Consider the following 25,687-nt stretch of genomic DNA (forward strand, 5'->3'; position numbering starts at 1 on the left):
ATGAAGGCCGTGGTTCCTGTAGCTGCTAAAAAAGAATTTTTAAGGTGGTTTTTAAAGCGCTATCGATTAAAGCGCCGGGAATGTGTATGGATTTTAAATTATCTTCTCAGCAACGAACATTTATTAATGAATGTTCATTTTACAAATGAGGCACATCACTGTCCACGCGCCATGATCATTTCCACAACAGAGGTGGATAGTATTCCGTTTCGCTTCTACAAGGGAAATTTGATGACGGCTGATGCGGAAAAGTCATTTCACGACCTTAGACTGCATCCAGACGAGGATATGTTCATCCAACTGAATTTCAAACACAGCAACAAATGTCCTGAGTACGCGAGTGTGGCGGAAGAGAATCCGTACTTGCCGGAAGATCTGCTGAAGAAAAAGAAAGACCAACAAATAGCTGAAAAGCTGTTGGAAGAAAGCTTCACATTAACGACCAATGACATGTTACTAAAGAGAATCGATGAAGCACTGGACAACGGTGACCGTGAGCTGTTCATTAGCTTGACAGCTATGTTGAACGAGATGAAAAAAGATAAAGACATCAGCCAATGATTTCGCCCTCCGCGGTGGAATCATTGGTTTGCGTTGTGGAAAAATATGAGCTAAACTTTACTGAGTAATGTGAGGAGGAATGACAATGAACTGGGTTCCAAAAGATGTGGATACGTATATAACTCAAAAGGAATATATTGATACCGTCGTAGTACCTTTAATAACGATAGACACACGACCTGAAATGATGAAAAACAGTGCATCCTCTTCTGAGTTTTTGATGAATCTATCGATGTTCATAGAGAAGCAATTTAAAGGACGTATGATGTTCTTACCGCCTGTTTCATACACGCAGTCAACAGACTTGCAACAAATGGCGGACACGTTATCACAAGATTTGAAGAAGTCTTCCTTTACGCATGTCTTCTATCTTACGACGGATTCTAAGTGGACGAGCGTGACGGTAGAAGGTAAGGTCGTCTGGCTTCCGTCCATTCCGCTCGAGACGATGGACAACCATCTTCGCCAGACCATCATGGAAGATCAGCTACGTCAAGTACTGACACACTTTATGGAGAGTTGGAATGTGCAGTAGGGTGATAAATATTGAAGACAGAGTTCAGGATTGACACGATCTTTTGATTTAGAACTTGAACTAAATCAATTTTAATGTCATTATCAGTACAGGCACACCTAAACACCGTCCTCAAAAGGGTACAAGCACTAATCGGGACGTATTTAAAGGTTGATTGCCGTTTGTCACCAAATCTTAATATTTGTCCACAAACTTAAGTACCTACTAAAAGCATTATTGAATTTAGTTTCATATTGATATATCATAGATATGTCCTAGTATTACAATTAGCAAAAGAATGTCCGTGGGACTGACTTTGGAGTAAGAGGAGGGAAATTACTGATGAGCAATAAAGTGTCAAGACGCACGTTCCTAAGTTATACATTAATGGGAACTGGTGGGTTCATGGCCTCTGCAATGCTGATGCCGATGATTCGTTTCGCAATTGATCCCGTTCTGGCTAGTGCCGGCGGTTCCGACATGATTCCAACACCGCAAAAAGAAGCTGATCTCTCGGAAGTACCAGTTCGTGTCGACTATACAATCAAAGATCGACAAGATGGATGGTATACTTCTGACGAATCTAATACGGCTTGGGTCTACAAAGAAGGCGACAAAGTCATAGCACTTTCTCCGGTCTGTAAACACTTAGGGTGTACAGTAAACTGGGAAGGCGACGAGCATAAAAACGAATTTTTCTGCCCATGTCACGCTGGACGTTATAAGAAAAATGGTGCAAACATTCCAGGAACACCGCCGCTTGGACCGCTTGATGAGTTTGAAGTAGAAGTCATCGACGGATTTGTCTATCTTGGTGGAGTAATACCGAACACATTAGTCTAAAGGGTAAGGGGGTACGACCGCAGTGTTAAATAAAATTTATGATTGGGTGGATGAACGGTTAGATATCACACCAATTTGGCGAGATATCGCTGACCACGAAGTACCTGAGCACGTAAACCCTGCACATCATTTTTCTGCATTCATCTATTGTTTCGGAGGTTTGACGTTTTTCGTAACGGTTATCCAAATCTTGTCTGGTATGTTCCTGACAATGTATTACACACCGGATATTGAAAACGCATGGAAATCAGTTTTCTACCTTCAGAACGATGTTGCATTCGGTGAACTTGTGCGTGGGATGCACCACTGGGGGGCTTCGTTAGTTATCGTAATGATGTTCCTACATACTTTGCGTGTATTCTTTACAGGGTCTTATAAGAAGCCTCGTGAATTGAACTGGATCGTCGGAGTATTGATCTTCGTCGTAATGCTAGGTCTTGGATTCACAGGATATCTATTGCCTTGGGATATGAAAGCTCTATTTGCTACAAAAGTTGGGATTGAGATTGCCGCGTCAGTACCTTTCATCGGAGAACAGATTAAAATCCTTCTCGCGGGTGATTCCACGATTTTAGGTGCACAGACGTTAACAAGATTCTTCGCGATTCATGTATTTTTCCTACCGGCTGCTTTGCTTGGGTTGCTTGCAGCGCACTTTATCATGATCAGAAGACAAGGTATTTCCGGACCACTATAAGAACCAATTTTTTGGTTAGGGTCATCTGAAATTTAAGAAGGAGGGAATAACATGCACCGCGGAAAAGGGATGAAATTTGTTGGGGATTCGCGCATCAAGGCCTCAGGCAAGATGTCGAATACACCAAAAGATTACTCAGAATATCCGGGTAAAACCGAGGCATTCTGGCCAAACTTTCTATTGAAAGAGTGGATGGTCGGATCGATTTTCTTAATCGGTTATCTGATCGTTACTCTTGCACACCCGTCACCGCTTGAGCGTCAAGCGGACCCGACGGATACAATGTATATACCGATACCAGACTGGTATTTCCTATTCATGTATCAGCTACTGAAATATGAATTCGCTTCCGGTCCTTATAACGTGATCGGTGCGATCGTAATTCCTGGATTGGCAGTTATGGCATTAATGCTAGTTCCATTCATGGATACAACGAAAGAGAGACGTCCGTTTAAGCGTCCATTACCAACAGGTTTCATGATTCTTTCGTTCTTAGCTATCTTCTACTTGACTTGGGAATCAGTCGAAAACCACGACTGGGAAGCAGCAAAAGTTCAAGGTGCTATTGTGGATGAAGTAGAATATGATGAAACGGCTGAAGGGTATGAGATTTATCAAGGCTCTTCCTGTATTGGCTGTCACGGTGACTCCTTCCAAGGTGGACTGGGCTTACCGTTAACTAACACAGGTTTGACACCTGAAGAAATTATCGAAATCGCTCATGATGGCCGTGGTACAATGCCTGCTGGTACATGGGAAGGTTCAGATGAGGATCTTCAAGTACTTGCTGAATTTATATCTGAGCTAAAAACGAAATAAGAAAAAGAGTCAGGAAACTGACTCTTTTTTTCTATATATTTACCTTTAATTAAACTTTACATAAAAATAGTATATTCCAATGGAAGTGGTGATGTTTTTGCGAATGTTATGGGCTCAAATCTGGATGATCCTTTCACATAAATCATTCTTATGGATTCTTCTTTTTATTAATATAGTAGGTTCGGTCTACGGATATGATTGGTATATGTGGCAATTGGAAATCACAGAACCGAAATACTGGATTTTCGTTCCGGATAGTCCTACAGCTACTTTGTTCTTTTGTATAGCTATACTAGGCTGGCTACTTAATCGAAACTTCAAATTGATGGAAGCACTCGCACTCATCACTTTAGTAAAGTATGGCTTATGGGCAGTCATTATGAATTTGTTGACGCTCGTTGTAACAGGTTCGATTGGTTGGGTAGGCTGGATGCTGATAGGCTCCCATTTCGCGATGGCATTGCAAGGAATCTTATACTTGCCAAAATATAAATTCACAGCTTGGCATATTGCAATTGCGGCTATTTGGACACTTCATAATGATGTAATCGACTATGTCTTCGGACAAATGCCAATTTACCATGACCTTTCGCAATTTAGTCCACAAATCGGCTATTTCACATTTTGGTTATCCATAGCTTGTATTGCTATCGCTATGTGGAGTTATAAGTCGAGACTGGAAATGCGCGTGTTGAAAGCGTAGTTAATAGTTGCAGTAAGCAAGTAAACATTATAAAATTAAAGGCAGAGAGAAAGGGGAGAGATAGACGTGTTCTGGATTTACTTTGGTATCATTTTATTGCTTCCTATCTATGCGCAATTTAAAGTGAAAAGCACATATAAAAAGTATTCAAAGATTCGTTCTACTTCTGGGATGACAGGTGCTCAAGTAGCGAGGCTCATTTTGGATCAAAATGGTTTACATGATGTAAAGGTAGTGGAAAGCCAAGGGTTTTTAACGGATCATTATAATCCATTGACAAAGATTGTGGCACTATCGACAAGTAACTATCATGAATCATCTGTAGCAGGTACTGCAGTAGCGGCGCACGAAGTCGGTCACGCTATTCAAGATAAAGAGGCTTACTCATTCTTGCGTTTCCGCCACAGACTGGCACCAGTCGCTAGTTTGACTTCAAACGCATCATGGGTATTCATCATGATCGGGATTATCTTCTCTAGCATGAACTCTTTGCTAGGTATCGGAATTCTGTTGATGGCAGTTGGGGTACTATTCCAAATTGTTACATTGCCAGTAGAGTTTAATGCATCATCACGTGCGATGGATCAAATCGTTCAACTTGGCATCATCCGTAATGATGAAGAACCACAAGCGAAAAAAGTATTGAGTGCAGCCGCGATGACATATGTTGCTGCAACTGCAGTAGCTGTACTGGAGCTAGTTCGTTTGATTTTAATCTTTACAAGCCGTGACTAATAAATACAAAATCCTTCTGCTATAGCAGAAGGATTTTTTTAATCACTGATTGGCCTTTTTTGTTCATCCAATGTAAATCCTTCACCCATTACATCATGTACTTCCATCATGGAGACGAATGCTTCGGGATCTACAGCGGTGATGAGGTTTTTCAATCGAATCATTTCATTTTTTCCGACCACGCAGTAGAGTATTTCACGGTTTTCTTTTGAAAAATGACCGTAACCTTTGAACACCGTCACGCCTCGCTCCATAGAATTTGATATGTTAGTAGCGATTTCATCCGGAAAGTTCGTTACAATGAATGCACCTCTCGCAGAGTATGCTCCTTCTTGTACGAAATCAATGACGCGAGCTCCAACGAAGAGTGCAACCAATGTATACATCATCGAGCGGTAATCTAAATAGACAGCCCATGACAATAAAATGATAGCGGCATCGAACACAAACATCGTTTTACCCATCGTAATTCCATATTTCTTATGTACGAGTCTCGCTATGATATCGGAGCCACCTGTCGTCCCACCGCTTCTAAATATAATACCTAGTCCTACACCGATGAATACGCCAGCAAATAGCGCGACTAGGAACAGGTCACCTTCCATATGGATATTCACTTGATACTGCATGAACACTTTAATGAAAATCGACACTGCCACCGTACCGATGACAGTATAGATGAAGGAACGTCTGCCAAGCATTTTCCAACCTATTAAAAACATGGGGATATTCAGCAATAAGTTCAGTAAGGCTGGATCCCAATTGAAAGCAAACAGTAGAATTAATGTAATTCCGGTAAATCCACCTTCTGCTAGTTCATGCTGAATCGTAAAGTTCACGAGTCCAAAACTAAATAGCGCTGCGCCTAACATAATCAATAAAATATTCCGTACACGAATTCCAGCGAACAAACACACCACTCCTCCTGTTAATTGATTCTGGATGTAATTGAACTTCTTGTTCTATGTAGCTTGTCCTACGTACGCACTTATAATCATTCAGTGATACGTGCACTATACATAGTATGTGCTAAATATTATATTTTGACAATAGCCAGAAGAATGCATACGATAGGAAGGGGAGTTGATAGCGATGACTAAAACGATGGAACAATTGCAACGAGATGTTGATACATACATAACTGGTTTTAAAGAAGGATACTTTCCTCCAATGGAACTCATTGCACGGCTGACGGAGGAGTTGGGGGAATTATCCCGTGAAGTACAGGATCGCTACGGGATGAAGAAGAAAAAATCTATTGAAGCCATCCGAACGTTGGAGGAAGAAACGGGCGATCTATTATTCGTCTTAATTTGTTTTGCTAACTCACAACAAATCGATTTATCCGAAGCGCTAGATACCGTATTGACAAAATTCAACACAAGAGATAAAGATCGCTGGACCAAAAAGGAGGAAAAGAATGATGATTAAATTAGCAATAGCAGGTGCACGTGGAAGAATGGGGGGGACTGCTATAGTCGCAGGAACGGAAGCGGCAGATATAGAGATTGTAGCGGTACTCGATTATAAACATGACGGGGAATATTTACATAATGGAACAGTATCGGATGCCGAAGGTGGAATACCGATTTTCACATCGCTTGAAGCGTTGCATGCTGCGCACCATCCTGATGTATTACTTGATGTCACAGATCCCGATGCGGTATTTGCTAACGCAAGTAAAGCATTGTCATTAGGCATGGATGTAGTAATCGGAACATCTGGATTGACGGCTGAAATGCTCAAAGACTTAGAGAGTCTGTCCAATGAACAGCAAAAAAGCTGTATTATCGCACCGAACTTCTCGATTGGCGCTGTTCTCATGATGAAATTTGCTCAACAAGCTGCTCGTTACTTAGGAGATGTTGAAATACTTGAAATGCACCATGATCGGAAATTGGATGCACCGTCCGGAACAGCTGTGAAAACGGCAGAGATGATCCGTGAAGTACGTGCCGCTCATATCCAAGGCCATCCAGAAGAACAAGAGAAACTTAAAGGTGCACGTGGTGCCGATATCGAAGGAATGAAAATTCACAGTATTCGTTTACCGGGATTACTCGCACATCAAGAAGTATTACTTGGCGGTGAAGGGGAATTGCTCAAGATCCGTCACGACTCTTTCGACCGGAAGTCCTTTATGCCGGGTATTTTACTTTCGATTCGTGAAGCTGTTTCTACTCCACGATTCATTTATGGGCTTGAAAAAATTATAGATTAAATTTTTGCAGTGAGGCGGTTAACGTATGCAACGAAGAAAATTAAAAGTAGGTGTCATTTGTTATCCATCGCTCGGTGGTTCAGGTGTAGTGGCGACGGAGTTAGGACTCAAAATGGCTGCTAAAGGGCATGAGATGCATTATATTACATCGAGCAGACCGTTTCGATTTTTAGATATCCATCCGAATATCCATTTTCATGAAGTGACGATTGAAGGTTATGCAGTTTTTAAGTATCCTCCGTACGACATTGCCCTTGCAAATCGCATCGCGCAAGTCATAGAATCGGAACAGCTGGATTTGCTTCATGTTCACTACGCTGTACCACACGCGATTTCTGCTATTTTGGCGAAAGATATGGCGCAATCATCTATTGGCATCATCACGACCCTACATGGCACCGATGTGACGATTCTCGGTCACGACCCTGCGTTAAAAAACACATTGTCGTATGGTATTAATAAGTCCGACCGTGTGACCGCTGTATCTCGTTCATTGCGCAATGAAACGATCGAGTTGCTACAGCCAACGACAGAAATACAAACGATTTATAACTTCATTGATGAAGAAAAGTATTATCCACGTGAAGTGGAACATCTTCGGGAAGAACTTGGTATTGAGTCCGATGAAAAAGTTCTCATCCACATATCTAATTTTCGAAAAGTGAAGCGCATTCCCGATATTATTGAAAGCTTCCGTTTGATTGATAAGCAACATAAAGCGAAATTGCTGTTAGTGGGTGAAGGTCCGGAGAAATTTTATTTGGAAGAATTCGTTAAGACCCATGAATTGCAAGACGATATTTTCTTCTTAGGTAAGCGTAACGATCTGCCCGAATTATTGTCTATTAGTGATGCGATGTTGTTGCTTTCAGAGAAAGAAGCATTCGGTCTCGTGCTGCTTGAGGCTTTTGCTTGTGGTGTGCCCGCTGTAGCAAATGCAATCGGTGGAATTCCGGAAGTGGTTCAAGACGGCGTCAACGGATTCCTAGTAGAACTAGGAGATGTACAAGCCGTTGCTGATCGTCTGACACAGTTGCTAAGTGATTCCAATTTGCATCAACAAATGAAAAGTAATGCTATGCGTACGGTACGGGAAGAATTCAGTTCCGAATCAATTGTAGCGCAATATGAGGAATTATATTATGAAGTGGCGGCGATGAAATGACCATTTCTTTCGGTTCAGCAGCAAGTCGGCAAGTAATTAGTGAATTGCAGGCGGCAGGTTATGAAGCCGTCTTTGTTGGCGGTGCGGTTCGTGATGCCGAGCTTGGAAAAAAACCACTGGATATTGACATTACAACTTCCGCTACACCGTCTCAAGTCAAAGAAGTATTTAGACATACAATTGACGTGGGCATTGAACACGGTACGATTCTTGTGCTGATGCATGGAGAGCCTATTGAAGTGACGACATACCGCTCAGAAACTACAACTAGCGATCCCGTCTATGTAACATCGTTGCGAGAAGACTTGCAACACCGTGATTTTACAATCAATGCGCTCGCTATGACAGTAGACGGAGAACTCATCGATTTCTTTGATGGACTCGAAGATATGAAGCGAAAAATCATCCGTGCTGTTGGAAAGCCTGAAGAACGCTTTCAAGAAGATCCATTGCGAATTTTCCGTGCCTTGCGTTTTTCATCTGTATTGGATTTTGATATAGAAAAGGAAACATTGCATGGGATGAAAGCACTGGCTCCTTCATTGCACCGTATTGCGATTGAACGGATCAAAACCGAAATGGATAAACTGTTTCAAGGTCAGAACCCTTCACGAGCTTTTCATTACGGACGTGAAATTGGATTGCCGAAACTGCTCCCTGAGTTATTTGTAGCGTTTGAATCACTGGATCGCTATACACCATTTCTTGACGCGCGCCATGGCTTTGCTGCGGTGCTTGCCATAACGGATATGAACGCAACAGACTTGGCTCGGCTCTTCAAATTGTCCAATAAGGAAAGACGCTTCTTGAAACAATTTGAAGATGCTTATGCGATACGCACACAACGATCGTTTGATCTATGGGATTTCTATAGCTTTTCAACCGACATACTAGAAGTAGTAGGCAAGGTCTTTAACGTAAATCATGATGATTTTATTGTAAGTAAACAGCAAATTGAACAGTATAAAAAACAACTACCGATTTTGCAACGCACAGACCTATCTTTCACTGGGAAAGATTTAGTAAAATGGTCTGGAAAAAGTGGTGGGAAATGGACAAGTGATTGGATTATGAAAATTGAACGAGCAGTTGTCTACGGACAAATTGAAAATGACGCACAGGCGATAAAGGAATGGTTTATAAATGAAATCTCCCGTGAAGAGTGAATTATTGAAACGATTATTTGCTGCACAAGGTGAGCCTATATCAGGTCAAGATATTGCCGATGAGTTCGGTCTTTCGCGAACAGCAATCTGGAAATATATTAAAGAACTTGAGGAAGAGGGCTACGAGATCGGGTCACAACGTAAAAAAGGATATTATTTAATCGAAGCACCTGATTTGGTTAACCAAGGAAATATCACTGAATATTTAACGACAGAACGCTACGGTCGAACGATTAAATATTTCACAACAGTGCCCACTACACAGACAATAGCACATGAAGATGCGCAAGATGGTGCGGAAGATGGCACATTAATTATTTCGGAAGAGCAGACGGCTGGTAAAGGGCGTTTGGCGAGACCTTGGACATCAAAAGCCAATCGGGGTATTTGGATGAGTTTGATCATTCGTCCTGATTTGCCACCTCAAAATGCGCCGCAACTGACACTCGTTGCAGCGGTGGCCATCGTTCGTGCAATTGAAGAAGTGACGGATATTCAACCGGTTATTAAGTGGCCAAATGATATATTAATCAATGGCAAAAAAGTCACAGGTATCCTGACAGAGCTTCAGGCCGATCCTGACCGTGTCAAGGCGATTATTTTAGGGATGGGAATCAACGCCAATCAGCAGTTATCTGATTTTCCAGAAGAACTGCAAATGATCGCGACTTCATTACGCATTGAAAAAGGGGAAATGATTGATCGTGCACTATTAGTGGCAACCACTCTAAAGTACCTGGAGCAATATACAGACCTATATGTAGAAAAAGGATTTGCGCCGATTAAAATTTTATGGGAGAGCTATGCTGCGATAACGGGTAAGAAAATCAAAGCAAGTATGGTCCATGAAACGGTTGAAGGTATTGCACTTGGTATTTCCCATGATGGTATGCTAGAACTTCGATTGGCAGACGGCACTGTGCGTGGAATTTATTCCGCGGACATCGAAGTTAAGAATTAAAACTATACAGAATCTTACTGTTTTGATATAGTGTACGCATAGGGCGGTATCGATTTTGGAGCTGCACCTGTTTGGCAAATGAATTATATAAGAAATCTGCCTTGATCTATTTAGACAGGGACGGAGGAAGCATGATCAATCGCTTACGCAACCCTTCTGTCCATATTTGGATCAGTAGGGTTTTAATTTTGGTTTTTTTGCCTACCAAACGCCTGCTGAAATCAGACGTAAAGGAGAAGATTACTAGTGAAATCCACAACAGATTTTTCGAAAATGAAAGCAAATGGTGAAAAAATCAGTATGTTGACAGCATACGATTATCCGACAGCACAAATTGCAGAACAAGCAGAGATTGATGTACTTCTTGTCGGAGATTCTCTTGGCATGGTTGTGCTCGGCTATGATTCGACAGCACATGTAACGCTTGATGAAATGAGCCATCATGGCAAAGCGGTTCGACGGGGTGCGAAAGATACATTCGTTATTGTAGATATGCCATTCGGTACGTATCATGGTTCTGCTGACACGACATTACAGAATGCTCTACGTTTATTCCAGGAAACGTCCGCGAATGCTTTGAAAGTAGAAGGCGGTGGTGCGGTCATCGAAAAAATCCAATTGTTGACGACAGCTGGCATACCAGTATGTGCGCACTTAGGATTGTTGCCGCAGTCTGCCGGAGTCAGTGGTGGATACAAAGTACAAGGGAAAACGGCAGCTGCAGCTAAACAGTTAATTGAAGACGCCAAAGCGTGTGAAGCAGCGGGTGCGTTTATGATTGTAGTGGAATGTATTCCCTTCCAATTGGCGAAAGAAGTTGCGCAAGCAGTTTCTGTTCCTGTTATTGGAATAGGTGCGGGTGCTGAAGCAGATGGGCAAGTACTCGTATTCCATGACATGGTGCGCTACGGTAATCATAAACTACCGAAATTCGTCGAAAGTTACGCAGAAGTCGGTAAAGATATCGAAGGTGCCATGAGGTTATATAATTTGGCAGTGAAGAACGGAACATTCCCTTCTGAAAGCCATCGCTTTACGATGAGGGAAGAAGAACTTGAAGCATTATACGGAGGCAAAACACTATGAGTACTAGTGCCACCATGCAAATTGTTCGGTCGATTGCGGAATTGGAAAATATCCTAAATCCAAGAAAACGTGAAGGACGCACAGTAGGTTTCGTACCGACCATGGGCTTTCTTCATGAAGGTCATTTGGAGTTGGTAAAAGAAGCCAAAAGAGACCACGATATGGTCGTCATGAGTATTTTCGTTAATCCAGCGCAGTTCGGACCAGGAGAGGATTACGAGGCATATCCACGCGATGAGCAACATGATGCAGAACTCGCTTCAACAGCAGGAGTCGACTATTTATTTATTCCTTCTGTAGAGGATATGTATCCGCGCAAGAGCGGCATCAGAATTTTGCCCGGAGAACAAGCATCACGTCTTTGTGGAGCTTCAAGACCAGGTCATTTCGACGGAGTGTTGAAAGTGCTCTTAAAATTATTCAGCATCGTCGATCCAGATGAATCGTATTTTGGAATGAAAGATGCGCAGCAATTAGCGATTATTGAAACGTTTGTTCGTGATTTCAATCTTCGCACATCGATCTCACGTGTACCTACTGTGCGTGAAGAAGACGGACTGGCGAAAAGTTCGCGTAATGTTCGTTTGCTTGAACATGAACGAAATGAAGCGAGTGCAATCTACCGTGCGCTATGCCAAGGGAAACGTAGCTATTACGAAGGTGTTCCACTGCAAGAAGTAGCGAAGATCGTGCGCAAATTGATTGAAGAAGAAACATCTGGCACGATTGATTACGTCGAAGTGCTTGCGTATCCTTCGTTGGAAGAGAACCTCACTGATACCGAAGAAGTCATCTTGGCCGCTGCGGTACAATTTACTTCCGCGAGACTGATAGATAATATTATTATGTCAACTATAAAGGATGAGAAAAATGTTTAGAATGATGATGAATGGAAAGTTACATCGCGCGACTGTTACGGAAGCCAATTTAAATTACGTAGGGAGCATTACGATCGATGGTGCGCTATTAGAGGCTGCGGGTATGTTACCGAATGAGAAAGTGCAGATCGTCAACAATAATAACGGTGCGCGCTTTGAGACGTATATTATCGAAGGAGAGCCAGGCAGCGGAGTCATTTGTGTCAATGGAGCTGCAGCTCGTCTTGTACAACCGGGCGACATCGTGATCATTCTATCCTATGCGTATGTTTCGGACGAAGAGGCGCGTACTCATCAGCCGACTGTGTTGATTATGGATGAACAGAATCGTGTGAAGGAAGTCATCACGGAAAAACCAGGTGTCGCTATATTCTAAAAAGTATTGAACCCCCCATTTGAGAAGTAATTGAATGGGGGGTTCATTTGTAATACGTTGAAACCAAAACAGTTTGGCATGCAGGAGGCTAGGACGTGGGATTTGCGCTTTTTAGGGGTTACTTCACTTTAGTTGTCTACCTGGGCTTGATCCTTCCAAAGTCGACCCTCCTACGTTCCAATCCCGAACCGCTACCTAAATATTCCTTTCAATTTGTTTGGTCGAATGTGTTTCTTTTATGACCAAATGCAAGACGTGAGTCGTCATGGTAAATGTGATACAATTTGCATTAGAAACCAAATAGGAAGTTGATGATGGTATGTCTACAAGCAAATATGCAGTTGTCGATTTGGAAACGACCGGTCATTCGCCTTTAAATGGTGATCGGATCATTCAAATTGCGATTGTATTTATTGAGAACAATAAAATAATAGATACATATATGCGTTACGTACATCCAAAGCGCCCGATTCCACCTTTCATTCACCAACTGACATCCATTGGCGATGAAGAGGTAAAAGACGCTGCCCCTTTTGAAAAGATTGCTCAAGAAGTGGCTGATTTACTTACAGGATGTATTTTTGTCGCGCATAACACAGACTTTGATGTATCATTTCTACAAAAAGAATTGGTTCGCTGTGGCATGTCAAAATGGCATGGCAAGACGATCGATACCGTGGAACTAGCGAAGATTATGTATCCCACTTTACCTGGCTTTCGTTTGCAAGATATTGCCGAATCATTAAATATTTCATTAAAGCAAGCACATCGGGCAGATGATGATGCAGAAGCGACAGCGTTGTTTTTGTTGAAGGCCATTGAGAAAATTAACACTTTGCCTAAAGAGACGCTGAATCGTATGCATGAGCGTTCATTTGCAATGAAATCGGATGTATCGACATTGTTTTATGAAGCGCTTAAGCAGGTACGTGGAAAGGAAACATCGAGCGACTATGCGCTATTTCGTGGTATTCCCTATTTGAAATCAACACCAACCCCTGCATCGTGGCCACACCCAATAGAATTTCCGATCGACAGTATGGCGAAAGACCGAGTCTTGCAGAAAATTCATCCATCTTATCATGTGAGGGAAAGTCAGGCACATTTGATGGATTTAACATGGCAAGCCTTTGTCGAAAAGAAGCAAATCGCAGTGGAGATTCCAACGGGTGTTGGTAAGACGATTGGCTACTTAGTGCCTGCTTTGATTCGCGCATATGAAATGAAACAGCCTGTTGTTATTAGTACGTATACGAATCACTTGGTCGACACGCTAGCTGAAGAAGTACAGAAGCTTGAAAAAGCTTTGCAAATGACGATTCCAACGACTGTGGTTAAAGGCATGGCGAATTATATTTCTATGGGGAAATTTGAAGAACTTTTACATTTTAACGATGAGGTTTACGATGATTCCATCACGATCATGCAATTATTAGTCTGGTTAACGGAAACCACAACTGGCGATTTGGATGAAGTCAATGTATCAGGTGGCGGTCAGCTGTTTATCGACCGTATTCGTAAGCGTTCCATGCGAGTAAAGAAAGATGAACGGGTGGCAGATTTTTATACACATACAGTAAAAAACTGTCAGCAGTCGATGGTCATATTAACAAATCATTCAATGTTGGTGAACGATCAGCAACGTTATGATCCTTTGTTCCATTCCATCAGCGGATTAGTGATTGATGAAGCCCATCAAATGAACCAAGCGGCAATTCGAACGCATCAACAAGTGTTTTCTTATACGAAATGGAAGTATGTAATGAGTCAGTTGAATGGTTTAAGTAGCTGCCAACTATTGTTTGATATTCAGGATATCTTAAGGCGATTTCATTTCAATCATAAAATGTCTACTGAACGGCTTCAATATTCATTCAATGAATTCATGTTCGTATTCGATGAATCGATGCTTGTACTGGTGAACTCCAATTCAACTAACGACAATAAGTCGACAACGAGAACAGTGAAACCATTATCCAAACGTTTGCGGACGAATGAAATTTTCGACAAAGTTTTGCGAAAGATGAATGAGTATATTAGTGTGACCGAGAACTATGCAATGCCAATCCAAAATTTGTCGAATGAATTGACGTTACATGAGCAAGCAGCGCTAAGTGAATGGTATTATTGGATCAATGAAATGAAAATCAAAGCTGGCGAATGGATTGAATTGTTTTTGGAAAAGCCAAACACAAGCACGACCATTTGGATGGAGAAAGACAGTCGAAGTTTACCTGGCAGTTTGCAAATTAAGAAAAGTCCGGTAAATGGTTCAGAAGTGATCCGTGACTTTATAGGTACGTTTGAAGGGGAGGCGGGCATCGTCTGGACATCCGGAACATTAACAGCGGGACAACAGGACCGTTTCGTGCTGGACCAAGCAGGATTGCCTTCTAGCGTGCCGCTATACACATTTGATGCCCCAGCGAACTTCTATGAAGGAGCGCATACATTGATTGTGGAAGATATGCCGGATATTCAGCAAGTTTCAAATGAAGAGTACATCGACGCAGTAGCAGATGCATTGATCCAAACAGCCGTTGCGATTGAAGGACGTGTCTTTGCATTGTTCTTGTCCCATGATATGTTGAAGAAGACACATCAAGCAGTGATGGACAGCGAGTCATTACAAGAAGAGTACATGCTAATCGCACAAGGAGTCAGCTCCGGAAGCCGTCATAAATTGCTGAAGACGTTTAAACAGCAAAAGAAAGCAGTGTTATTCGGCACGACAAGCTTCTGGGAAGGTGTAGATGTGCCAGGTGAGCAATTATCTGCAGTGGTCATCGTTCGTTTACCGTTTACTTCACCTGAAGAGCCACTATTTAAAGCGCGGTCAGAAGCTTTAGTAGCGGACCATAAAAATGCATTCACCCATCTTGGTTTGCCTGAAGCCATACTGCGTTTCAGACAGGGGTTCGGCAGATTAATCCGTTCAACCGATGAACAGGGATTCTTCATCATATTGGATCGACGCATTGACACTAAATCCTACGGCAAGTCCTTTTTACAAGCTTTACCTAAGTCATTTGTGAAAAAAGTATCTTTGGAAGGTCTAGTTAACGAGATCGAAAATTGTTATAATGATTGATGTACAAATAGAAAGCAGGTTGGAAAATGAATCGAAAAAAAACTGCGGTTCATTCAATAGGAAGTGACACTCATGCTCAACTGGATTAAGTTTCTATTCCTATTTTTACTCGCGCTCGGGTTCACGATTACTATTATCGTTTTCTATCAAGCAGAGAAACCGTTTGCTGTATCGGAAAACAAAGTAAAAGAAGCCATATTGGCAAATAACGTTCTTGAAAAAGTAGATAAGATGGATCACTATCATGGTAAAACGTCATGGATTACCGTCTATGGTACGGATAAAAACCATCATGAAAAAATCATCTTCGTGGAAGAAGAGACGACAAAGATTTTGAAAGCTGTATCAATTAAAGATGGTATTACAAAGCGAATAGCCACGGACATCATAAAAAAAGAGAAGAACGTCAAAAAAGTCCTCAACGCCTCATTGGGCTTAGAAAATGATACCCCGTTTTGGGAAGTTAGTTATCTGGATGATGAGGATTTCTTAAACTATGCGTATCTGAATTTTGCAGATGGAAAATGGTTAAAGCGAATTTCAAAATTATAGAGAAAAATGGAATTAGGACAAAAGGAGAGCGGTCAATTTGAGAAAGCAATTAGCGTCCAGAGTAAATACTTTATCACCATCTACAACATTAGCGATTACAGCGAAGGCAAAAGAAATGAAGGCATCAGGCATCGATGTGATTGGACTCGGGGCTGGCGAACCGGATTATAATACACCTAAGAACATTTTGGATGCAGCATATCAATCTATGAAGGATGGCAAGACGAAATATACTCCGGCGGGTGGTCTTCCACAATTAAAGGATGCCATAATTGACAAATTGAAAAGAGACCAAGGATTGACTTATACGCGCAATGAAGTATTAGTCGGTATTGGAGCGAAGCATGTGCTTTATACACTTTTCCAAGTGTTGCTTAATAAAGGCGACGAGGTCATTATACCTTCGCCATTCTGGGTGAGTTATCCTGAACAAGTGAAGCTTGCAGAAGGCACTCCTGTGTTCGTTGAAGGAACAGCAGCTGAGCAGTTCAAAGTATCAGCCCAGCAAATCCGTGATGCCATCACGGATCAGACAAAAGCGATCATCCTTAACTCACCGGGTAATCCAACAGGTATGATTTACTCAAAAGAAGAACTCACAGCGATTGCGGAAGTTTGCCGCGAAAAAGATGTGTGGATCATTTCAGATGAAATTTATGAGAAGCTTGTTTATGATGATAAAGAGCATGTATCGATCGCACAGCTTTCAGAAGACGCGAAAGATCGTACATTCATTATTAATGGTGTATCGAAATCCCATTCAATGACTGGCTGGAGAATAGGATATATCGCGGGTGATGAGGAAGTAGTAAGTGCGATGACGAATCTCGCTAGCCATTCTACATCCAATCCGACGACGACTTCGCAATACGCAGCAATCGAAGCATATAACGGACCGCAAGACACTGTAGAAGTTATGCGAAAAGATTTTGAATCCCGCTTGAATCAAGCGTATCCTAAACTTTCTGCTATTCCAGGTTTCCATGTATTGAAGCCACAAGGCGCATTCTATTTACTGCCTGATGTACAGGAAGCAGTACAGAAGACGGGCTATGCAAACGTAGATGAATTCGCCCATGCATTATTGACGGAAGCTAAAGTAGCTGTCATTCCGGGCACAGGATTCGGTTCTGACACGACGATCCGTCTTTCTTATGCCACGTCAATCGATCTATTGGAAGAAGGAATTGCACGTATCGATCAGTTTGTACGAGATCATTGGAAAGAGTAAAACAGAAGCGACTGACAAGTTGCTGATGAGAGGAAGTTTCAACTATGCAACAAGATGAACGGCTGAAAATTTGGATGGAGCAGGGAAATGTTTCTATTTCCCAGCTCTTTTTTCAACATTATAAACAATTGTTGATTTCGGATAGTGATGCCATGGTATTACTGCATTTGATTGCATTTCAAGGAGTGGGGAACTATTTCCCAACTCCTACCGATATCGCGAATCGTATGCAACTGCAAGAAAAAGAAGTAACGAATTGTCTGCAGCGTATGATGCAAAAAGGATTGTTTTCTATTGAGCAAAGTACCGATGAAAATAAAGTATTGCATGAAAAATTTTCATTTTATCCTCTATGGAAACGATTAATAGAAGAAGTCGAAAAACAATCGATGAAAACAGAAGAAGAAGTGATCAAGCAGGAAGAGGGAGAAATCTTCTCGCTTTTCGAGCAGGAATTCGGTCGCTTCCTATCCCCTATGGAATTTGAAACAATCGGTATGTGGATTGACAAAGATGGTCATTCAACGGAAATCATTCGTGCGGCATTAAGGGAAGCGGTCCTTGCACAAAAAATGAGTTTACGCTATATCGACCGAATTTTATTTGAATGGAAAAAGAAAAATGTGAAAACGATGCGCGATGTAGAAAAGCAGACTAAAGCATTTCGTCCAACAACAGTAGCCACAACACCGCAAGTGCAAACTGCGATTAAAGATGTGCCTTTTTACAATTGGCTCGAAGAACGGGAGTAGGTGATAACGGTGCTGACAAAAACAGAGTGGCATACATGCCTGCGAACGTTTGAAGAGATGTTTCCTGAAGCGCATTGTGAACTCGTTCATAAGAACGCTTTTGAATTGTTGATTGCGACACTTTTATCTGCACAATGTACGGACGTATTAGTCAATCGAGTGACGGCAGAATTATTTAAAAAATATAAGACACCAGAAGATTATCTTGCTGTACCTATTGAGGAATTACAGCAAGATATACGTTCGATTGGTTTATTCCGTAATAAATCAAAGAATATCCAAGCGCTTAGCCTCCGGTTAATAGAAGAGTTCGGTGGGGAAGTACCTCCAAACCGAGATATCATGATGACGTTACCAGGTGTAGGTAGGAAAACAGCTAATGTCGTCGTGTCGAATGCGTTCGGTGTGCCGGCATTAGCTGTCGATACACATGTTGAACGTGTAGCGAAGAGGCTAGGTATGAATCGCTGGAAAGATCGACCGATTGATGTAGAAGAAAAAATCATGCGTTGGACACCGATGGAACTATGGACACAGACCCATCATCAAGTGATTTTCTTTGGTCGCTATCATTGCAAAGCGCAAAATCCCAACTGTCCAGAATGTCCATTATTGGATTTATGCCGCGAAGGACGAAAAAGGATGAAAGCGAAATGACATACGAACAATTAAAGGAAAACGTGCAACAAAGACTCGAAATATGGCAACAGCAAAAGCTGGAATTAGAAAAGGCATATGCCATAAATGATTCACGTAAATTGGAGTTCATACAGCCGGCAATCGATCAGTTGGAATGGTTAATTGGGCAAAGTGAACAATTGGAGAATCCTCATACAGGTAAAATGCATCACGCACTTGCGCCAAATAATTACGAGGATCGAATCGAGTTCATCAAACTTCAAAAAAGCAGCCATTATGCATTAATTCAATTGACTATGCTATATGATGAGATGAAAAAGAAAGCAGCGCGATTACGCGTTCAACAATAAATAAAAAGAGCGATTCCACATGTGAAGTGTGGAATCGCTCTTTTTTAATTGGCGGAGGCATCGGATGACGTATCGCCCGCATCGTTAGGTTTTTGTCCTTGCCCTTGCCCTTGTCCTGGATTGCCCTGATTGCTTGGGTTTCCTTGGTTTCCTTGTCCTTGGTTGGACTGACCTTGCCCTTGCCCTTGATTTTGATCTGTATTTTGGTCTAGGTTATTCTGATCGTTAGGTGAGTTATTGCCACCTTGATTGTTCGAGCTATCTGGATCCGATTGATTCGGATTTTCATTATTGGAATCGTTGTCGTTACCTGAGTCGTTGTCTGATGGATCATCTTCAGTATTGTTTTGATCATCATGATTGTCATCAGGCTCAACGATAGGTTCATCTTCAATAACCGGTTCATCAGCGCCTTTTATTGAAAGGGAAGCCGTAGCCGAACCGCTCGTATAACCGCCCATAGTGGCACTGACATGGAATGTGTAGTTTTTACCGTATTCCACACCAGAGTAAGTGGTTTGTTTATCGGAAGTCGTCGTGATACTTTGTGCTCCACCACCATCAATAGAAACACTGACGTTGAATGTAGGACTTCCGAGACTGCTGTATTTATTCGGTACATCATAATTCCATTGTAATTGAATCGTATTGGAATTCGCATCGAATTGTGCAGTTAATCCATCGGGACTTGGAATGGAAATCTTTTCAGGAACCGATGCTTTTTTTGGTAATGTTCCTCTGACAAATAATTCATTACTGATGAGATTACGAGAGATGAATGAACTAGCAAGCATAATAGGGTCGCTGCCTTTGACGATTGCGGCTTCTTCGACTGAGTCCGGTTGAACGAACGTACCCGGGTCTTTTGCGATACTGCTCATGACATCTCTAAATAGATTCTGCGGTACGTAACGTCCGTGATCATAGGTTTTAATCGGTGAGAAATCGCCATAACCGCCCCATGTAGAAATGGTGTACTCCGTTGTATAGCCCGTGAACCACGTGTCGGGTACATAGTGACTTTCCATATTATCTTTTTTCATTTTTTCAGCAGAATAATTTGTTGTACCTGTTTTTCCGGCAATATCCATATTACCGATGTTAGCTCGAGTTCCAGTTGCTCCATATTCGGTTAAGACATCACGCAATACATCCGTAATCATATAAGCAGTAGAATCTTTCATTGCGGTTACGGGGTCAGGTCGTAAATTCTTTTCTGTCTTACCGTCACGCAATATAAGCTTATTTACAGTATGGGGTTTGGTGTAAATCCCGCCATTACCGAAAGCGGCATATGCGCCTGCCATTTGAACTGTAGAGAATTCATCTCCGCCACCAAGTGCATTGGAGGAATCTATACTTTTATACGTAAACCCAAGTTTATTAGCAAAGGCTTCTGCTTTCTTTGGTCCTACTTTTTCAAATGTCTGGACAGCGGGTATGTTTCTCGACCAGTACAATGCCTGCCGCATAGTCAATGTACCAAGGAATTTACCATCAGCGTTACCGATAGCTACGCCTGAACCTTTATAGCTGTAAGGTTCATCCACTACCTTTTGACCTGTAGACCAATCGAGTTCTTCAATTGCTGGACCATACGATAAAATCGGCTTAATACTAGAACCTGGTGCACGTTTGACTTCAGCAAAATTCAAGTTGCGCCCCGAATAATTCCGTCCGCCGCCAATAGCTACAATGGCACTTGTTTTCGTATCCAGCACGGTCATGCCGGCTTGCATTTCATCTGATTCATAATAGCTTGAATTATTGATAGCAGCTTCTACTGTTTCTTGTACTTTTGGATCTAAAGCAGTTTGTACGGTGATACCTTCGGATAAAAGATCAGTAAGTCCAGCTGCCTCGATTTCATCCAGTACCACATCTACATAAGCTGGGTATTTACCGAACACTTCACGATCTTCTTCTGCCAATAGAGTGGAAGTGACAGGTACTTTTTTCGCTTCATTCATTTCAGCCGTCGTAATTTTGCCGTGACGCTCCATAAGTGTTAGGACTATATTTCGGCGCTTTTCTGCACGTTCCGGATGTTTAAATGGATTATAGCCGTTTGGAGATTGTGGCATCCCGGCTAACATGGCCATTTCAGGTAAGTCCAGTTCGCCTACTTTTTTTCCGTAGAAGTAATTTGCGCCTGTACCGATGCCGTAGCGTGTACCTGACATGAGAACTTTATTGAAGTACATCTCGAAGATTTCTTCTTTTGTATATTCTTTTTCTAGTTTGTGGGCAAGCCAAGCTTCCTGTGCTTTACGCTTCAATGTTTTTTCGTTCTTCAGAAACGAGTTTTTGATGACTTGCTGTGTCAATGTCGAAGCACCTTGTGATCCAAATCCACTACGGAAGTTCGCGACTACAGCTCCTCCAAGACGATAAAAATCGATCCCACCATGCTTGAAGAAACGAATGTCTTCCGTAGCTAGAATGGCATCTTTCAGTTTTTCAGGGATTTCATCGTACGGTACGAATTCCCGTTTCTCTGCACCGAACTTCATGAACACATCGCCGTCTTTTGTCAAGAAGTTAGAGGTGAGGGGGTCTTTCAACAGTTCTTCATCTAATTCGGGTGCTGTACTTGCATAATAAGCAAATAATGAAGCCCCACCAACTAGCACTAGAAGGAAAAGTGCTGCAATACCTAGGAGGATTTTCTTCCATAATTGATCTGGAAGCTTTTTCTGCGGCCGCTTTGGTTGCTCCGTCACTTGTTTCTGTCTTCTTGCCGTTCTCGAGTTTATATTATCACTCATAATATTTCCTGCCTTTCGCTTTCATTAATCTTTCTTGCGCTTGATCCAATCCGCCACGGCTTGTATGTAATCGAGCCGCGGATGAAAACCGGTGTTGATTTCGATAGATCGTTCCTCTATTTCAGATAATGTAATAGATTTTCTTCCACCATCCTCCATGCGTTGCCACAAAGGATAAAATTCCTCGAATGGCAATAAGAAATATCGATCCAACAATGTAAAATTGACAATAAAAAAAGCAAGTCCGGATTGGTCGATTACTTGCTTCATATGCTGCACTTGATGCAAATGAATGTTTTGCAGTGGCAATGAAGTTTTATTTTTCGTTTCCTTTGCTTCAAAATCCACATACAATCCATTCCAAACACCATTATAGTCAGTTGTCGAAGGTGTACGGAAATACGCTTCTGTGATCACTGCCGCGCTTCTTGCAGGATAACGGACATTGACGATTTGTATGGGGACCGGCTTTTTATGGATGACGGCTAGACCATGGGCCAGATAGTATTCATTTGTGTCGTTCAGTTCGTCTTCTAATGATTTACCCCGATTACTGAAGGAGTAGTCATAGGTTTTCTTTTTCGCAGAAGACACAGAAGGATTGAACTTTTTTCCGTTTGGATAACGTATCGCCAATGTGACCACCTCGTACTCTACATCATATCATACCGACTATTAGACGAGTTACCAAAAAGAAAGTTTCCATCGAATTGAAAGTAGTCGAATTGGTGACAGCTTGGAATGTTTGTTCGTAGAAAGTGGAGCTGTGGCGGAATATCTGATAAAATGAAAAAAAGTATGTTTTATAATGAATTCTAAAGGAGTTTTATATAAATGAGCAAGATGGAAGACACGAAGTTATTGCTGACTATTTGTGACGAATGCGAACAGCGATTTTATCATATGAGAGAAACGGATCATGAACCGGATTTTTTTGAAGAAGTGAAGCCGTATGCTGATAGTAGCCACCAGGCCATTGCACGGTGGGCCGAAGAGATGAAGGTGTGGATACAGAAAGAAAAGCCGCGGTATGTGCATGAAGTGCAAGTGGATTCGTTGAGAGATTCGATGACTCAATTCGTCGTACAGTCTTTCTATAAAGCGACTGGAAAAAAGCGTTTTATTCTTTCTATCCGTGCAGCACGCTATACATTGCAAACCGTTTTGGACGCAATGAACGCGGAGCGAGGAGAGGACCAGATGAATGAATAAACAAAGTATACCGGAAACAATTAAGGAGCTATTCGCTGACTCACGCTTCGGACCGAATATTGCATACATCGAAACGCTTAAAGAGCAAGAGGCCATCTTAGCGGAGTTTCCTCCTATGTTACACTCGTCGATTCGTAAAGCGTTAGCAACGAAAGGGATCACACAGTTATACAGTCACCAGCGACAAGCATTTGACAAAGTGCGTGAAGGACACTCGATTACCGCCATAACTCCGACTGCCTCCGGGAAATCACTATGCTATCATTTGCCGGTATTGCAGTCGATTTTGGATGATCCATCTTCACGGGCACTGTATTTATTCCCAACTAAAGCATTGGCTCAAGATCAGCTAGCAGATTTGCATGAGTTGATTGAAGCGAGTGGCGAAACGATTTTAAGTCACACCTATGACGGAGATACAGCACCTGGCTTGCGAACCAAAGTTAGAAAATCGGGACATATTATTTTGACGAACCCGGACATGCTTCACTCAGCGATATTGCCACACCATACAAAATGGATTTCATTGTTCGAAAACTTGAAATATATCGTGGTAGATGAACTTCATACGTATAAAGGTGTATTCGGTAGCCACGTGGCGCATGTATTAAGAAGATTACAGCGCATTTGCCGATTTTATGGCAGTGATCCGATTTTTATTTGTACGTCCGCAACGATTTCAAATGCCAAAGAATTGGCAGATAATCTGACGAATAAAGATATGGTGCTGATTGATCAAAACGGGGCACCACGCGGCAAAAAACATTTCGTTTTTTATAACCCGCCAATTGTCCACGATGTGTTTGGCATACGCAGAAGTGCAGTGCTTGAAGTCCGTGATCTCGGCGCATTTCTCTATCAAAAACATATTCAGACAATCATTTTTGCGCGAAGTCGAGTACGCGTAGAAATGCTCGTGACGTATATGAAAGAACTAACCAAGAAAAAGTTATTCGATAAGACGGTAATGGGTTATCGTGGCGGTTATTTGCCATCAGAACGTAGAACGATCGAAAGTGGTTTGAAAAATGGCGATATTCGCACCGTAGTCAGTACAAATGCCTTGGAACTCGGTATTGATATCGGCCAATTGCAAGCGTGTATTATGACAGGTTACCCGGGAAATATTGCCAGTGCATTACAACAAGCGGGTCGTGCGGGTAGACGCCAGGAAGATGCGCTAATTATTTATGTAGCGCAATCGATGCCGCTCGATCAATATATTATTCAACATCCGCAATACTTACTTGGACGGCAACCGGAGGAAATCCATATTCATCCGGACAATATGCTTATACTAATGGATCATCTAAAATGTGCTTCATTCGAACTGCCATTTAGCTCTACCGAGACATATGGTGAATTTGAAGTACAGGAATTATTGGCGTTTTTGCAAAGTGAAGGCGTCTTGTTACAAACATCGGATAAATGGCATTGGATGACCGACCGTTTTCCCGCTGGAGAAATTAGTTTACGTTCCGCATCACAAGAAAACGTCATCATTATTGACCAGTCGTTTCCAAAAGAGACTCGAGTCATTGGCGAGATGGATCGGTTCAGTGCCATGACGTTGTTGCATGAAGAAGCGATTTATTTACATCAAGGAACGCAGTATCAGGTAGAAAAACTGGATTGGGAAGAAAAGAAAGCTTACGTTACAGTCGTCGATGTCGATTATTTCACTGATGCAAACCTTGCTGTGGAGTTGAAAGTCATCAGTGAAGACAAGCGGATGATGGACGGGGAGCGTACGCTAGCATTCGGAGACTTGGCAGTACTCGCCATTCCGACAATCTTTAAGAAGATTAAATTCGATTCACATGACAATATTGGATCAGGTCCTATCTCGTTACCTGCGGAAGAAATGCATACGTCAGGTACATGGTTAACATTTGATGTTCCCGCAGACTGGGAGAAATCCGACTTGACCGACGCGATGACAGCTGCAGCGTATGCGATTCAATCACTGGTACCATTATTCATCAAATGTGATCGAAATGATATCCATGTCGTACCACAAGTGAAGGCGATTCACATGGAGCAGCCGACATTCTTTATTTACGACAGTTACCCAGGTGGAATTGGTTTAAGTGAAAATATTTATAGTCGTTGGAAAGAATTGTTGATGCTGGCAGCGGATCATGTGGCGGAATGCCGTTGTGAATACGGCTGTCCCGTTTGTATTGGAGCGCAAGAAGCAGGACAAAAGAATAACAAACATCGAGCACATAGCCTGCTAGCAGAGTTGGCGAAGTGAGTAGAAAGAGAGTCGAAGCGAATAGCTTTGACTCTTTTTTTATAGACAAAAAACAACGTAGAACCATTTGAAAATCCTAAAAAATATCGACCCTCTATCTAACTAGCAGT

The 25,687-nt window shown here is 42.0% G+C and carries 26 protein-coding genes; 23 read left to right on the forward strand and 3 right to left on the reverse strand.

The window, feature by feature from the left end; all coding sequences use genetic code 11:
* The 7 genes from CSV60_RS03885 (at position 1) to CSV60_RS03915 (ending at position 4,872) form a co-directional block, all read left to right on the forward strand.
* Positions 1 to 561 (forward strand): ReoY family proteolytic degradation factor, encoded by a 561-nt coding sequence (locus CSV60_RS03885; RefSeq protein WP_099631570.1) that lies wholly within the window; start codon positions 1 to 3, stop codon positions 559 to 561.
* An 85-nt stretch (positions 562 to 646) separates the two neighbouring features.
* Positions 647 to 1,096 carry a DUF2487 family protein gene (locus CSV60_RS03890; protein ID WP_158231606.1) on the forward strand — a complete coding sequence of 150 codons (450 nt, stop codon included), beginning with the start codon at positions 647 to 649 and terminating at the stop codon, positions 1,094 to 1,096.
* A 318-nt stretch (positions 1,097 to 1,414) separates the two neighbouring features.
* Positions 1,415 to 1,918, forward strand: coding sequence for a QcrA and Rieske domain-containing protein (locus tag CSV60_RS03895; protein ID WP_099631572.1), 504 nt, complete (start codon positions 1,415 to 1,417; stop codon positions 1,916 to 1,918).
* 22 nt (positions 1,919 to 1,940) lie between these two features.
* A complete protein-coding gene (gene qcrB / locus CSV60_RS03900) occupies positions 1,941 to 2,615 on the forward strand; it encodes a menaquinol-cytochrome c reductase cytochrome b subunit (RefSeq protein ID WP_081244540.1) in 675 nt (224 codons plus the stop codon).
* A gap of 51 nt (positions 2,616 to 2,666) precedes the next feature.
* Positions 2,667 to 3,434: a menaquinol-cytochrome c reductase cytochrome b/c subunit gene (locus CSV60_RS03905; protein WP_099636019.1), complete on the forward strand. Its 768-nt coding sequence runs from the start codon at positions 2,667 to 2,669 to the stop codon at positions 3,432 to 3,434.
* Positions 3,435 to 3,531: 97 nt separating this feature from the next.
* Positions 3,532 to 4,137, forward strand: a complete 606-nt coding sequence (gene lhaT, locus CSV60_RS03910) for a lipoprotein heptaprenylglyceryl N-acetyltransferase LhaT (RefSeq protein WP_099636080.1) — start codon at positions 3,532 to 3,534, stop codon at positions 4,135 to 4,137.
* A 66-nt stretch (positions 4,138 to 4,203) separates the two neighbouring features.
* Positions 4,204 to 4,872 carry a zinc metallopeptidase gene (locus tag CSV60_RS03915; RefSeq protein ID WP_199175231.1) on the forward strand — a complete coding sequence of 223 codons (669 nt, stop codon included), beginning with the start codon at positions 4,204 to 4,206 and terminating at the stop codon, positions 4,870 to 4,872.
* A gap of 38 nt (positions 4,873 to 4,910) precedes the next feature.
* On the opposite strand, the gene CSV60_RS03920 is transcribed toward CSV60_RS03915, so the two are convergent.
* Positions 4,911 to 5,783, reverse strand: coding sequence for a YitT family protein (locus CSV60_RS03920; protein ID WP_099631575.1), 873 nt, complete (start codon positions 5,781 to 5,783; stop codon positions 4,911 to 4,913).
* Positions 5,784 to 5,964: 181 nt separating this feature from the next.
* Between CSV60_RS03920 and CSV60_RS03925 the strand changes: the two genes are divergently transcribed.
* From CSV60_RS03925 to CSV60_RS03990, 14 genes are all read left to right on the forward strand, one after another.
* The gene (locus tag CSV60_RS03925; protein WP_099636021.1) at positions 5,965 to 6,303 is read left to right on the forward strand and encodes a nucleotide pyrophosphohydrolase; all 339 of its coding nucleotides are present in this window, start codon (positions 5,965 to 5,967) and stop codon (positions 6,301 to 6,303) included.
* Positions 6,293 to 7,093 (forward strand): 4-hydroxy-tetrahydrodipicolinate reductase, encoded by an 801-nt coding sequence (dapB, locus tag CSV60_RS03930; protein WP_099631577.1) that lies wholly within the window; start codon positions 6,293 to 6,295, stop codon positions 7,091 to 7,093. The genes CSV60_RS03925 and dapB overlap by 11 nt, the downstream gene beginning before the upstream one ends.
* Before the next feature lie 25 nt (positions 7,094 to 7,118).
* Positions 7,119 to 8,258 (forward strand): N-acetyl-alpha-D-glucosaminyl L-malate synthase BshA, encoded by a 1,140-nt coding sequence (gene bshA / locus CSV60_RS03935; RefSeq protein WP_099636022.1) that lies wholly within the window; start codon positions 7,119 to 7,121, stop codon positions 8,256 to 8,258.
* A complete protein-coding gene (locus CSV60_RS03940) occupies positions 8,255 to 9,424 on the forward strand; it encodes a CCA tRNA nucleotidyltransferase (protein ID WP_099636023.1) in 1,170 nt (389 codons plus the stop codon). The genes bshA and CSV60_RS03940 overlap by 4 nt, the downstream gene beginning before the upstream one ends.
* On the forward strand, positions 9,402 to 10,385 hold the full coding sequence (locus CSV60_RS03945) for a biotin--[acetyl-CoA-carboxylase] ligase (RefSeq protein WP_099636024.1): 984 nt from the start codon (positions 9,402 to 9,404) through the stop codon (positions 10,383 to 10,385). Before CSV60_RS03940 ends, CSV60_RS03945 begins: the two co-directional genes overlap by 23 nt.
* A 246-nt stretch (positions 10,386 to 10,631) precedes the next feature.
* Positions 10,632 to 11,471: a 3-methyl-2-oxobutanoate hydroxymethyltransferase gene (gene panB, locus CSV60_RS03950; RefSeq protein ID WP_099636025.1), complete on the forward strand. Its 840-nt coding sequence runs from the start codon at positions 10,632 to 10,634 to the stop codon at positions 11,469 to 11,471.
* On the forward strand, positions 11,468 to 12,349 hold the full coding sequence (panC, locus tag CSV60_RS03955) for a pantoate--beta-alanine ligase (protein WP_369823575.1): 882 nt from the start codon (positions 11,468 to 11,470) through the stop codon (positions 12,347 to 12,349). The genes panB and panC overlap by 4 nt, the downstream gene beginning before the upstream one ends.
* Positions 12,342 to 12,725, forward strand: a complete 384-nt coding sequence (panD, locus tag CSV60_RS03960) for an aspartate 1-decarboxylase (protein WP_083035608.1) — start codon at positions 12,342 to 12,344, stop codon at positions 12,723 to 12,725. Before panC ends, panD begins: the two co-directional genes overlap by 8 nt.
* Before the next feature lie 319 nt (positions 12,726 to 13,044).
* Positions 13,045 to 15,816, forward strand: coding sequence for an ATP-dependent DNA helicase DinG (dinG, locus tag CSV60_RS03965; RefSeq protein ID WP_099636026.1), 2,772 nt, complete (start codon positions 13,045 to 13,047; stop codon positions 15,814 to 15,816).
* 72 nt (positions 15,817 to 15,888) lie between these two features.
* Positions 15,889 to 16,368 (forward strand): cell wall elongation regulator TseB-like domain-containing protein, encoded by a 480-nt coding sequence (locus CSV60_RS03970; protein ID WP_099636027.1) that lies wholly within the window; start codon positions 15,889 to 15,891, stop codon positions 16,366 to 16,368.
* A gap of 37 nt (positions 16,369 to 16,405) precedes the next feature.
* Positions 16,406 to 17,599, forward strand: a complete 1,194-nt coding sequence (locus CSV60_RS03975) for a pyridoxal phosphate-dependent aminotransferase (protein WP_099636028.1) — start codon at positions 16,406 to 16,408, stop codon at positions 17,597 to 17,599.
* Positions 17,600 to 17,643: 44 nt separating this feature from the next.
* Positions 17,644 to 18,351: a DnaD domain-containing protein gene (locus CSV60_RS03980; RefSeq protein ID WP_099636029.1), complete on the forward strand. Its 708-nt coding sequence runs from the start codon at positions 17,644 to 17,646 to the stop codon at positions 18,349 to 18,351.
* Between the two features lie 9 nt (positions 18,352 to 18,360).
* Positions 18,361 to 19,008 carry an endonuclease III gene (gene nth / locus CSV60_RS03985; protein WP_099636030.1) on the forward strand — a complete coding sequence of 216 codons (648 nt, stop codon included), beginning with the start codon at positions 18,361 to 18,363 and terminating at the stop codon, positions 19,006 to 19,008.
* Positions 19,005 to 19,340, forward strand: a complete 336-nt coding sequence (locus CSV60_RS03990; protein ID WP_099636031.1) for a YpoC family protein — start codon at positions 19,005 to 19,007, stop codon at positions 19,338 to 19,340. The genes nth and CSV60_RS03990 overlap by 4 nt, the downstream gene beginning before the upstream one ends.
* Before the next feature lie 44 nt (positions 19,341 to 19,384).
* On the opposite strand, the gene CSV60_RS03995 is transcribed toward CSV60_RS03990, so the two are convergent.
* Together CSV60_RS03995 and recU are read right to left on the reverse strand one after the other, a co-directional pair.
* Entirely contained in the window at positions 19,385 to 22,108 is a 2,724-nt protein-coding gene (locus CSV60_RS03995; protein ID WP_099636032.1) for a transglycosylase domain-containing protein, read from the reverse strand.
* A gap of 24 nt (positions 22,109 to 22,132) precedes the next feature.
* Positions 22,133 to 22,744, reverse strand: coding sequence for a Holliday junction resolvase RecU (gene recU, locus CSV60_RS04000; protein WP_099631589.1), 612 nt, complete (start codon positions 22,742 to 22,744; stop codon positions 22,133 to 22,135).
* 198 nt (positions 22,745 to 22,942) lie between these two features.
* On the opposite strand from recU, the gene CSV60_RS04005 reads away from it, so the two are divergent.
* Together CSV60_RS04005 and CSV60_RS04010 are read left to right on the forward strand one after the other, a co-directional pair.
* Positions 22,943 to 23,320 (forward strand): YppE family protein, encoded by a 378-nt coding sequence (locus CSV60_RS04005; protein ID WP_099636033.1) that lies wholly within the window; start codon positions 22,943 to 22,945, stop codon positions 23,318 to 23,320.
* Positions 23,313 to 25,577 (forward strand): DEAD/DEAH box helicase, encoded by a 2,265-nt coding sequence (locus CSV60_RS04010; protein ID WP_099636034.1) that lies wholly within the window; start codon positions 23,313 to 23,315, stop codon positions 25,575 to 25,577. The genes CSV60_RS04005 and CSV60_RS04010 overlap by 8 nt, the downstream gene beginning before the upstream one ends.
* The last annotated feature ends 110 nt before the right edge of the window (positions 25,578 to 25,687 follow it).

Source organism: Sporosarcina sp. P7 (assembly GCF_002743425.1).
Classification (GTDB): domain Bacteria; phylum Bacillota; class Bacilli; order Bacillales_A; family Planococcaceae; genus Sporosarcina.